This window comes from Spirillospora sp. NPDC052242 (assembly GCF_040679555.1).
Lineage (GTDB): Bacteria > Actinomycetota > Actinomycetes > Streptosporangiales > Streptosporangiaceae > Spirillospora.
The window spans coordinates 1-10,904 of the sequence record NZ_JBFAUZ010000096.1 but is presented as its reverse complement, the minus strand read 5'-3'; the positions used below and the strand labels follow the sequence as shown (position 1 = coordinate 10,904).

Here is a 10,904-nt window from a genome sequence, read left to right as displayed (position 1 = left end):
GCGCCGCGCCCCCCCGCGGCCCCGGGGGGGCCGCCCGGCGCCGCCGCCCGGCCGGACCCCCGGCACTTGACCTCGACCAAACTCGAGGTTCGATGATCGGTGCATGGACGAGAACGAGATCCGGCGCACGCTCCACGCCCAGACCGGCCACTGGATCCGCCACGAGATGGATGCCTGGGGCGCCTACTTCACCGACGACTGCGACTTCATCACCCACCGCGGCGTCTGGTGGCGGACGCGGCACGACAACATCGAGGGGCACAAGGACGTGCCCGCCTCGGTGGTCGCCCAGAAACGCAACTACACGCAGGAGATCGTCGGCATCGCCGAGATCGCACCGGACGTCGCGCTCGTCCACACCCGGTGGAGCTGGCCCGGCCACACGCTCCCCGGCGCCGCCGCCCCCGAAGACCGCACCGGCCTGATCACGATGGTGCTCGTCCGGCGCGACGGCGCCTGGAAGATCCGCGCGGTCCACAACACCCGGGAGAACGGCCTAGACGACTTCACCGGACGCCCGGAACGGGAGCCCACGCCCACCGAACGGTGAACGAAGAATTTCCGGCTCGCATGTCACAGGCGGCGCGGCCGTCTCGTCTCGGGTGTCGAAGACGGGTGCCGCACGGAGCGCACCCTCCGACCGCGAGGAGCCGATCATGACCGAGCAGGGCACGCACGAGAAGAAGGTCGCGCTGGTCACCGGGGCGAACAAGGGGATCGGCCGGGCCGTCGCCGGGCGGCTCGCCGAACTGGGCATGACCGTCCTGGTCGGCGCCCGAGACGCCCACCGCGGCGAGGAGGCCGCCGCGGCGCTGCGCGCCGGAGGCGGCGACGCGCGCGCGATCGTCCTGGACGTCACCGACCGCGCCGTCGTCCGGCGTGCGGCCGCGCGGATCGAGGACGAGTTCGGCCGCCTCGACGTGCTGGTCAACAACGCCGGCGTGACCGGCACCCCGCCGGGGGTCTCGCCCGCGGACGCCACCGACCAGATCCCCAGCACCGTCGACCTGGACATGGTCCGGGCGGTGTTCGAGACGAACGTGTTCGGGGTGATCGCGGTGACGAACGCCGTGCTGCCGCTGCTGCGGCGGTCGCCGGCGCCGCGCGTCGTCAACGTCAGCAGCCACGCCGCATCGCTGACCCTCACCGGCGACCCGGACGGGCCCTTCGCGTCCCTGGTGCCGTCGGCGGCGTACGCGCCGTCCAAGTCCGCGCTGAGCGCGCTGACCGTGCAGTACGCCAACGAGCTGCGCAAGGACGGCGTCCTGGTCAACGCCGTCGCGCCTGGTTACGTCGCCACCGACAGCAACAACAACACCGGGGTGCTCACCCCCGCGCAGGGCGCCGCCGTGGTGGTGCGCCTGGCCACGGTCGGCGCGGACGGGCCGACCGCCGGGTTCTTCAGCGAGGAGGGCCCGCTGCCCTGGTGAGGGCGGTACCGGACCGCGCCGGCCGATCCGTCGCGCGTCCCATCAGCGGGTTCCGATCGGGAGGGAGGCGGGCGATGCGAGCCGGCCGGCGAGACGGCGACGGCCATGACGGCGCGGGGTTCGGGGGAGGGACCGGGGCGAGGCGGGCCGAGGAGTTCCAGGACCTGCGGTCGCTGCTGTTCTCGATCGCCTACCGGATCCTCGGCAGCGTGAGCGAGGCCGAGGACGCGGTGCAGGAGACGTGGCTGCGCTACGAGGCCACCCCGACCGAACCGGCCTCGGCCAAGGCGTTCCTGTCGGCCACGGTCACCCGCATCGCGATCGACGTGCTGCGCTCGGCGCGCGTCCGGCGCGAGGCGTACGTCGGCCCCTGGTTCCCGGAGCCGCTGCTGGACGACCCCTACACCGACCCCGAGCGGTCGGCGGAGCTGGCCGACTCGGTGTCGATGGCGGCGCTGCTCCTGCTCGAACGGCTCAGCCCGCTCGAGCGCGCGGTGTTCGTGCTGCGGGAGGTGTTCGGGTTCGGGTTCCCCGAGGTCGCCGCCGCCGTGGGCCGCTCGGAGGCGGCGAGCCGCCAGCTCGCCGTCCGGGCGCGCCGCCACATGAACGCGGGCCGTCCCCGCTTCGAGGCCGACCGGGCGGACCGCGAGCGGCTCGCCGGCCGGTTCCTCGACGCCTTCCGGGACGGGGACGTCGCGGCGCTGACCGCGCTGCTGGCCGCCGACGTCCAGCTGGTCGCCGACGCCGGCGGCAAGGCGCCCCGCTGGGACGACCGCTTCGTCGGGCACGGCGACGTGGCGCGGGCGCTCGTCCGGCTGCTCGAGATGTTCCCGCGGATCGGCGCGACGGTGGAACCGCACCAGGTGAACGGCCGCCCGGGCGCGATCTTCCGGGACCGGGACGGCGGGGTGCTCAACATCTGGTCGCTCGACGTCCTCGACGGACGGATCCAGACGATCCGCACGGTGAGCAACCCCGACAAGCTCGGGCACGTGGGTCCCGTGGCCGACATCTGGGCGGCCTTCCGCGAGGCGAACCGGGACGCCGGGACGGAGCCCGCCCGGGACCGCTCGTCCTCCCCGGGCTGAGTGTGGTGGGGCCGGGTGGCTGGCAGAATGGGAACGTATGTTCGGGGAGAGTGCGGCCATGGGCCGGGAGTGGCGGGCGCCCTGGCCGCTGGAGATCGGGCGCACGCTGGCGCCGCATGCCCGGGGGCCGTACGATCCCGCGTTCCAGGTGCGGGACGGCTTCGTCTGGCGGGCGTCGTTCACGCCGGACGGCCCGGGGACGCTGCGGCTCCGCAAGGTCGGGGACGTCGTGGACGCGGCGGCGTGGGGCCCGGGGGCCGGGTGGCTGCTCGACGGGGTGCCCGCGCTGCTGGGGGCCGACGACCCGGCGGAGGAGTTCGTCCCGCTGCACGACGTCCTGCGCGACCAGGTGCGGCGGCGTCCGGGGTTCCGGATCGGACGGACGCGCCGGGTGTTCGAGGCGCTCGTGCCCGCGGTGATGGAGCAGAAGGTGCTCGGGCAGGAGGCGTGGCGGGCCTGGGGGTACCTGGTGCGGCGGTTCGGGCGGCCGGCGCCGGGGGCGCCGTGGCTGCGGGTGCCGCCGCCGCCCGCGGTGTGGGCGCGGATCCCGTCGTGGGAGTGGCACAAGGCGGGTCTGGAGGCGGTGCGGGCGCGGACGATCATCGGTGCGGCCCGGGTCGCGGGGCGGCTGGAGGACGACCCGGGCGCGGCGCGGCTCACGTCCCTGCCGGGGATCGGGGTGTGGACGGCCGCGGAGGTGCGGCAGCGTGCGGTGGGCGATCCCGACGCCGTCTCGGTCGGCGACTACAACCTGCCCGGGGTGGTGGGCTGGGCGCTCGCCGGCCGGAAGGTGGACGACGCCGGGATGCTCGAGCTGCTGGAGCCGTACGCGGGGCACCGGTACCGGGTCACCCGGCTGCTGGAAGCGTCCGGTGCGCGCCCGCCGCGGCGGGGGCCCCGGCTGCCGATGCGCGACTACCGGTCGTTCTGAGGCGGAAAGGGCGGCGCCGCCAGAAGTGGCCGGGCGCGTGGTCGAGGCCGTCGCGGCTGTCGGCGCCGAACAGGGGGCCGAGGACGGCGAGGGCGATGATGAGGGCGAGCATGACGATCATGGGTCTGTCCTTGTCGAAGGTTCGGACGTTCCCGCGCGGTTGCCTCGATTCTGAACCCGATCATTGTTCAGGTCTAGCTAATGTTCCTGGAGTGATCGTGTTAGAAACACTTCACTATGGCGGATCGGGAATACGAAGCCGCTGATCAGGGCTGTGTCTGATGGTCTTGGTCGGCCCCCGCCTCGCGGGAGATTATGACGATTGGCATAGAGTGCCCGCATGGAGGTCACCAGCACCGCGGTGCGCCGGGCCCTGGCCCGCGCGCGTGACGGCAAGACGCTCGACCGATCCGAGGCCACGATTCTGCTGCACGCCCGCGGCGAGCAGCTCGACGACCTGCTGACCTACGCGGCGCGGACCCGCGACGCCGGGCTCGCGGCGGCCGGCCGTCCAGGAGTCGTGACGTACAGCCGCAAGGTGTTCATCCCGCTGACCCGGCTGTGCCGCGACCGCTGCGGCTACTGCACGTTCGCGACCGTCCCGCACAAGCTGGACGCGCCGTACCTGAGCCCCGACGAGGTGCTGGAGATCGCGCGGCGGGGCGCGGAGATGGGCTGCAAGGAGGCCCTGTTCACGCTCGGCGACCGGCCCGAGGACCGGTGGAAGCAGGCCCGCGAGTGGCTCGACGCCCACGGCTACGACGACACCCTCTCGTACGTGCGGGCGATGGCGATCCGGGTGCTGGAGGAGACCGGGCTGCTGCCGCACCTGAACCCGGGCGTGCTGGGCTGGCGCGACTTCCAGCGGCTCAAGCCCGTCGCGCCGTCGATGGGCATGATGCTCGAGACGACCGCGACGCGGCTGTTCAGCGAGCGGGGCGGCCCCCACTTCGGCTCCCCGGACAAGGACCCGGCCGTCCGGCTGCGGGTGCTGGAGGACGCCGGACGGACGAACGTGCCGTTCACCACCGGCATCCTGATCGGCATCGGCGAGACCGTCGAGGAACGCGCCGACGCGATCTTCGAGATCCGCAGGACGATGCGGGAGTACGGCGCGATCCAGGAAGTCATCGTGCAGAACTTCCGTGCGAAGCCCGACACCAAGATGCGGGACACGCCCGACGCCGAACTGGACGAGCTGGCCGCGACGATCGCCGTGACCCGGCTCGTGCTCGGCCCGAAGGCGCGCGTGCAGGCGCCCCCGAACCTCGTCGCGGACCAGTACGCGCTGATGCTGCGGGCCGGCATCGACGACTGGGGCGGCGTGTCCCCGCTGACGCCCGACCACGTGAACCCCGAGCGTCCGTGGCCGCAGATCGACGAGCTCGCCGAACGGACGGCGGCGTCCGGGTTCGAGCTCCGCGAGCGGCTGACGATCTACCCCGAGTACGTCAAGCGCGGCGAGCCGTGGCTGGACCCGCGGCTGCTCGGGCACGTCGCCGCGCTCGCCGACCCCGCGACCGGCCTCGCCCGCGAGGGCGCCGTCCCGCAGGGGCGTCCCTGGCAGGAGCCCGACGGCGGCTTCGAGGCGTCGGGACGCACCGACCTGCACACCGAGATCGACACCACCGGACGCACCGGCGACCGGCGGGACGACTTCGACGAGGTGTACGGCGACTGGGACGCCCTCAAGGAACGCATGACCGCGCCCCAGCGGTTCGACGCCGACGTCAAGGACGCTCTCGCGCGCGCCGAGCGGAACCCGGGCGGCCTCACCGACGACGAGGCCCTCGCCCTCCTGCACGCGGACGGCCCCGAACTCGACGCGCTCGCCAAGCTGGCCGACGACCTCCGCAAGGACGCGGTCGGCGACGACGTCACGTACGTGGTGACGCGCAACATCAACTTCACGAACGTCTGCTACACCGGCTGCCGGTTCTGCGCGTTCGCGCAGCGGCGGACCGACGCCGACGCCTACACGCTCTCGCTGGAGCAGGTCGGCGACCGGGTGGACGAGGCGTGGGCCGCCGGGGCCACCGAGATCTGCATGCAGGGCGGCATCCACCCCGACCTGCCCGGCACCGCCTACTTCGACCTCGCGCGCGAGGTGAAGCGCCGCGCGCCCGGCATCCACCTGCACTCCTACAGCCCGATGGAGGTCGTGAACGGCGCGAGCCGCACCGACATGTCGATCCGGGAGTGGCTGCAGGCCGCGAAGGAGGCCGGCGTCGACTCGCTGCCCGGCACGGCGGCGGAGATCCTGGACGACGACGTCCGCTGGGTGCTCACCAAGGGCAAGCTCCCGACGGACCAGTGGATCGAGGTCGTCACCACCGCGCACGAGGTCGGCATCCCGACGACGTCCACGATGATGTACGGGCACGTCGACACCCCCGCCCACTGGGTCGCGCACATCAAGCTGCTGCGGTCGCTCCAGGAGCGGACGGGCGGGTTCAGCGAGTTCGTCCTGCTGCCGTTCGTGCACCACAACTCGCCGATCTACCTGGCGGGGCTGGCCCGTCCGGGACCCACGGTCCGCGAGAACGTCGCCGTGCACGCGCTGGCCCGGATCCTGCTGCACGGCGCGATCCCCAACATCCAGACGTCCTGGGTCAAGCTCGGGGACGAACTGTGCACGCGCGTCCTGCAGGGAGGCGTCAACGACCTGGGGGGCACGCTGATGGAGGAGACCATCAGCCGCATGGCGGGCTCGGAGAACGGCTCGTTCAAGCCCATCAGCGAACTGGAGGCGATCGCCGCGCGCGCGGGCCGTCCGGCCCGGCAGCGCACCACCCTCTACGGGGACGTCCCGGCGGAGCGCGTCGAGGCGGCGCGCCGCACCGACGGCATCGGCGAGTTCGGCCGCAAGAGCCTGCCGCTCCAGCCGATCAACTGACGCGCGGACGGGCCGGCCGGGCGCGCCCGTCCGGCCCGTCGGCCGGCTCGTCCGGCCCGTTCATGCGCGTGGTCAGCGCACCGTCACGAACGCCTCGGCGGACCGGGGCGGCCGCTCGCGCGGCGGCGCCGCCGGGTGCCCGACGCCGACGGCGCCCATCGGGTCCCAGTCGTCCGGCAGGTCGAGCGCGCGCCGGACGACGTCGCGGCAGAACATCGTGCTCGACACCCAGCAGGAGCCGAGGCCCTCGACGGCGAGGGCGACCAGCAGGTTCTGGACGCCCGCGCCCGTCGCGACCACGAACATCTCCCGCTCGGCGGCCGCGCGGCGCTCGTCCGGGTAGTCGTGCGACCCGTCCATCACCAGGCACGGGACGACGAGGTACGGGGCGCGGCGCAGCACGTCGCCGCGCCGCAGCCGCCTGGTGATCGACTCCTCGGAGAAGCCGTCGCCGCGCAGGTCGGCCTCCCACGCGTCGCGCATCGCGTCGAGCAGGCCGGTGCGCGACTCCGCCGACTCCAGCAGGACGAACCGCCACGGCGTCGTGTGGTGCGGCGCGGGCGCGAGGATCGCGGCGTCCACCGCGCGCCGCACGGCGGCGCCGTCCACGGGCTCGTCGGTGAACTCCCGGATCGTGCGGCGCGCGCGCAGCACGTCCGCCGACCCGTACCGGAACATGTCCTCCGCAGGGGGACGGACGAGCGCGCGCGCCCCCGGGCCGTCGTCGGGCGTCACGAGGGCGCCGAGCCCCCGCACCACCGCGATCGGCACCCCGGACAGCTTGCCCTTCACCAGCTCGGCCGCCGCCGCGATCTCGTCCGCGACCGCCGTGACCGTCGCCTCCAGCCGGTTGCCGTGCGCGTCGTCGCGGCCCCGCAGGTCGTCGAGGGGGGTGAGGCCCGCGACGCCGATCGCCGCGTCCGTCAGCCCGTTGCGCCACGGCCGTCCGAGGGTGTCCGACACGATGACCGCCACGTCCTTGCCCGTGTGCGCGCGCACCCCGGCCCGGATGGCGCGTGCGGACGCGTCAGGGTCCTCGGGCAGCAGCAGCACCGTGCCGGGCGCCGTGTTCGACGCGTCGACGCCCGCCGCGGCGAGCACGAGCCCCTGCCGCGTCTCCACGATCCGCGTCTCGCCGCGCGCGTGCGCCCGCCGCGCCACGACCCGCACGGTCTCCGCGTCGATCGCCTTCTCCCGGTCGTCCGCGACCAGGACCCGGCCCTCCGCCTTGCTGACGATCTTCGAGGTGACGACCAGCACGTCGCCGTCCTCGATCAGGTCGCCGGGGACGAGCGCCGCGACGTCGTCGCCCTCGGCCACCTCCGGCAGCCCCGGCACCCCGAACACCCGCAGGTTCATCGCGCGTCCTCGTCTTCCCGCCGCAGCTCCAGCGCCAGGTCCAGCGCCGCGCGCGCGAGGTCGGCCGTCGCCGCCGCGTCGCTCATCAGCAGCGGCCGCGCCCGCACCTCGACGCCCTCGACCCGGACGTCCGCGTCCGCCTCGGCCACGAGCCAGCCGTCGATCAGCCCCGGCCCGTACAGCTCGCCGACCGCCTGCGCCGTCGTCTCCACCCCGAGCGCCGTCAGGCACGCGTCCGCCATGCCCCGCACCGGCGCGTCCCCGATGATGGGGGAGACGCCCACGACCGTCTTCGCCGCGACCGCGTCCCGGATGCCCGGCACCGACAGGATCGTCCCGATGCTGACCACCGGGTTCGACGGCGGGAACAGCACCACGTCCGCCGCGCCGATCGCCGCGAGCACCCCCGGCGCCGGCTTGGCGTCCTCCGCCCCGACCGGCGCGATCGACAGCGCCGGGAGGGACGCGCGCAGCCGCACCCACCACTCCTGGAAGTGGATCGCGCGCCGCCCGTGCTCCGGGTCGTCGACCACGACGTGCGTCTCGACCTGGTCGTCGGTCATCGGGATCAGCCGGACGCCCGGCTTCCACCGGTCGCACAGCGCCTCGGTGACCGCCGACAGCTTGTACCCGGCCTCCAGCATCTGCGTCCGCACGATGTGGGTGGCGAAGTCGCGGTCGCCCAGCCCGAACCAGCCCGGCCCGACCCCGTACGCGGCGAGCTCCTCCTTGACCGTGAACGTCTCGTCGGTGCGTCCCCAGCCCTGCTCCTCGTTGATCCCGCCGCCGAGCGTGTACATGACGGTGTCGAGATCCGGGCAGACCCGCAGGCCGAACAGGGAGATGTCGTCGCCGGTGTTGCCGATCACGGTGATCTCCGCGTCCGGGACCGCCGACCGGAGCCCGCGCAGGAAGCGGGCCCCGCCGATGCCGCCCGCCAGCGCCACGATGTTCATGCCGATCACCCTACGGCCTGCTCAACGGACCCCGCGGGGCCGCTCCGGTGCGCCTCACGGGATCCGGGCGCGGACGCGCGAGAATGGACGGGCGGTGACGTCCGGCGGCGGTGACGTTCGACACTCGCCAACGTCCGGACCGGGGTCCGCGCACCGGCTCGCGGCGCGGTACGCGGCGGTCCGGCGGCGCCCCGACATCACCGCCGGACGACCGTCGAATGGTCTGGCTCGTCCGGCCCGTGACGATTTCGCGCCCGGCGGGGTACGGAGACGTCGGCGGGCGAGATGTGCAAAGCTTTGCCGTGTCATCGGAATGCCTCGGTCTGGAGAAGTCGCAGTGAACAAGGAAGCCGTCCAGCGCCTGCGCGAACCGGCCGCCTGGGTCCTGCTCGCCGCTGCGGGCGTGCACCTGCTGGCGGGCATCATCCGGTTGCTGGGCGGTAACGGGGAATTCACCTCCCGCGCCTACGACGAGAGCGTCGGCGGAGTGTTCACCGAGGTCTACATCGTCGCGATGGTGGTCCTCGCGGTGCTGCTCACGACCTGGGGCACGGCGACGCGGCAGGCCCGCAACATCACGATGGGCGCGCTCGGCGTCCTCGGCGGGATCCTGCTGTTCGGCGTCATCAGCTGGCTCGGCGGAATGCTCGCCGAGGGGCCCGACTCGATCTACAAGCTGACGACCTTCCTCATCGGCGCCGCGAAGGTCGCCGTGATGGGCGTCGGCGTCTGGTTCGTCCTGACCGTCTTCCAGGGCATGCAGGCCGCGCGCCCGAAGCCGCAGCCGCAGATGCAGCAGGGCTACCCCGACTTCGGCTACCAGCAGGGCCCGCCCGGACAGCCGCAGCCCGGCCAGTTCGGCCAGCCCGGCCAGCAGTTCGGCCAGCCCGGCCAGCCGCAGCAGTACCAGCAGTTCGGCCAGCCGGGGCAGCCCGGCCAGACCGGCCCGCAGGGCGACCAGCCCCAGCAGTTCGGCCAGCCCCAGCAGCAGTACGGGCAGCCGCAGCAGTACGGGCAGCCCGCCCAGCCTCAGCAGCAGTACGGCCAGCAGCCCGGCTACCAGCAGCCGGGGCAGCCGTCGCAGACCGGCCCGGGCGCGCAGCACGAGGACGAGATGGGCGAGTGGACCCGCGCCTACGGCGGCGGCTCCCCGGCCGCCCCGGAGCAGGGCCCGCAGGGCACCCAGCCCGCCCCGCCGCAGCCGGGCGAGCAGCGCCCCGAGGAAGGCGGCGACTGGTACCGCGACAACCGGCCGCCGCCCCCGCAGTGAACCGGCCGCGCCGACCCCGGTGACGGGCCCGTGACCCGCTTGTGATCGGCGTCATGATCGGTGCCGAGATCGGCATCGTGATCGGCGTCATGATGGGCGGTGTGATCGGTCTCGTGATCGGCGCCCGATCGGTCGCGTGATCGGCGGAAGGCGCGCCGCGCGCGGTGCCCGCGGCGCGCGAACTTCCCCCAGGTGACCGGCCGATTAACTGATCTTCAGCCAAAGGTCATCAGGGGTATCTGTACATAACCCGCTATGTCCCCGCGCGAACTCGTTCCGCTTGACGGAGCGGGCACTACACACGTGTAATTTCGTGGGTGTAGTTTCTATGCCTTCTCGGGGGAAGGAGCCTGAGGGAAGGCATTGATCCAGGGGGCTCCACGGGCAGGGAGGTGCGCTGTGAGCGAGGTGGTCATCCCGCTGGCGCACGGCACAGACGGCGAAGAGATGGGCTGGCAGGAGCGCGCACTGTGCGCGCAGACGGACCCGGAGGCGTTTTTTCCGGAGAAGGGCGGCTCCACTCGCGAGGCCAAGAAGGTGTGCCGCGCATGCGAGGTGCGTACTGAGTGCTTGGAGTACGCGCTGCAGCACGATGAACGTTTCGGTATTTGGGGCGGGCTGTCCGAGCGGGAACGCCGGAAGCTGAAGCGCCAGGCCGTCTAGCGGCGGGCCCGCCGGCCGCGCGTCCGGCGGGCGGGACCGCCGCCGGTGCGATCCGGCGGCGGCGCCCCGGCCGGGAAGGCGGGAGGCGAGAACGAGCCGGGTCCGGCCGGCGCCGTGGGGGAGCGGCGCCGCGCGGACCAGGACCGGGAGCCCACCGCCCGCCCGTCCGGCCGGATGCCGCCGGACGCGTGCGCGCGGACGGCCGCCCATAGACGCCGGAATACACGAAAGAGCCGTGGCGACCCCCCGGGGGGCCCCCGGCCGCCCCGATGCCGCGCGGGCAACGCGCCCCCCCACAGGCCTCCCCGGCG

The 10,904-nt window shown here is 73.7% G+C and carries 9 protein-coding genes; 7 read left to right on the top strand and 2 right to left on the bottom strand.

The annotated features are described in order from the left end of the window. Positions 1–103: 103 nt before the first annotated feature. The 5 genes from AB0L25_RS40530 to AB0L25_RS40510 all read left to right on the top strand — a co-directional run bounded on the left by AB0L25_RS40530 (position 104) and on the right by AB0L25_RS40510 (position 6,345). The gene (locus AB0L25_RS40530; protein WP_500178924.1) at positions 104–550 is read left to right on the top strand and encodes a YybH family protein; all 447 of its coding nucleotides are present in this window, start codon (positions 104–106) and stop codon (positions 548–550) included. Positions 551–656: 106 nt separating this feature from the next. Then, the gene (locus AB0L25_RS40525; protein WP_500178922.1) at positions 657–1,430 is read left to right on the top strand and encodes an SDR family NAD(P)-dependent oxidoreductase; all 774 of its coding nucleotides are present in this window, start codon (positions 657–659) and stop codon (positions 1,428–1,430) included. Positions 1,431–1,504: 74 nt separating this feature from the next. Next, positions 1,505–2,518, top strand: a complete 1,014-nt coding sequence (locus AB0L25_RS40520; RefSeq protein ID WP_500178920.1) for an RNA polymerase sigma-70 factor — start codon at positions 1,505–1,507, stop codon at positions 2,516–2,518. 37 nt (positions 2,519–2,555) lie between these two features. Continuing rightward, positions 2,556–3,449, top strand: coding sequence for a DNA-3-methyladenine glycosylase family protein (locus AB0L25_RS40515; protein ID WP_500178918.1), 894 nt, complete (start codon positions 2,556–2,558; stop codon positions 3,447–3,449). Positions 3,450–3,789: 340 nt separating this feature from the next. Next, positions 3,790–6,345: a bifunctional FO biosynthesis protein CofGH gene (locus tag AB0L25_RS40510; RefSeq protein ID WP_500178917.1), complete on the top strand. Its 2,556-nt coding sequence runs from the start codon at positions 3,790–3,792 to the stop codon at positions 6,343–6,345. A gap of 72 nt (positions 6,346–6,417) precedes the next feature. Here the strand turns inward: AB0L25_RS40510 and AB0L25_RS40505 are convergent, their stop codons facing one another. Then, positions 6,418–7,704 (bottom strand): coenzyme F420-0:L-glutamate ligase, encoded by a 1,287-nt coding sequence (locus tag AB0L25_RS40505; RefSeq protein ID WP_500178915.1) that lies wholly within the window; start codon positions 7,702–7,704, stop codon positions 6,418–6,420. Then, complete coding sequence (cofD, locus tag AB0L25_RS40500; protein WP_500178913.1) at positions 7,701–8,660, bottom strand: 2-phospho-L-lactate transferase; 960 nt, start codon at positions 8,658–8,660, stop codon at positions 7,701–7,703. Before cofD ends, AB0L25_RS40505 begins: the two co-directional genes overlap by 4 nt. Before the next feature lie 337 nt (positions 8,661–8,997). Here cofD and AB0L25_RS40495 point away from each other — a divergent pair, with 337 nt between their 5' ends. Together AB0L25_RS40495 and AB0L25_RS40490 are read left to right on the top strand one after the other, a co-directional pair. Beyond that, positions 8,998–9,930, top strand: a complete 933-nt coding sequence (locus AB0L25_RS40495; protein ID WP_500178912.1) for a hypothetical protein — start codon at positions 8,998–9,000, stop codon at positions 9,928–9,930. A gap of 447 nt (positions 9,931–10,377) precedes the next feature. Then, a complete protein-coding gene (locus AB0L25_RS40490) occupies positions 10,378–10,593 on the top strand; it encodes a WhiB family transcriptional regulator (RefSeq protein WP_171064042.1) in 216 nt (71 codons plus the stop codon). Positions 10,594–10,904: the final 311 nt, after the last annotated feature.

Bases quoted from the DNA above. Each gene is read 5' to 3' on its own strand.
- AB0L25_RS40530 (WP_500178924.1), top strand. From the start codon at position 104: ATGGACGAGAACGAGATCCGGCGCACGCTCCACGCCCAGACCGGCCAC.
- AB0L25_RS40525 (WP_500178922.1), top strand. From the start codon at position 657: ATGACCGAGCAGGGCACGCACGAGAAGAAGGTCGCGCTGGTCACCGGG.
- AB0L25_RS40520 (WP_500178920.1), top strand. From the start codon at position 1,505: ATGCGAGCCGGCCGGCGAGACGGCGACGGCCATGACGGCGCGGGGTTC.
- AB0L25_RS40515 (WP_500178918.1), top strand. From the start codon at position 2,556: ATGTTCGGGGAGAGTGCGGCCATGGGCCGGGAGTGGCGGGCGCCCTGG.
- AB0L25_RS40510 (WP_500178917.1), top strand. From the start codon at position 3,790: ATGGAGGTCACCAGCACCGCGGTGCGCCGGGCCCTGGCCCGCGCGCGT.
- AB0L25_RS40505 (WP_500178915.1), bottom strand. From the start codon at position 7,704: ATGAACCTGCGGGTGTTCGGGGTGCCGGGGCTGCCGGAGGTGGCCGAG.
- cofD (WP_500178913.1), bottom strand. From the start codon at position 8,660: ATGAACATCGTGGCGCTGGCGGGCGGCATCGGCGGGGCCCGCTTCCTG.
- AB0L25_RS40490 (WP_171064042.1), top strand. From the start codon at position 10,378: ATGGGCTGGCAGGAGCGCGCACTGTGCGCGCAGACGGACCCGGAGGCG.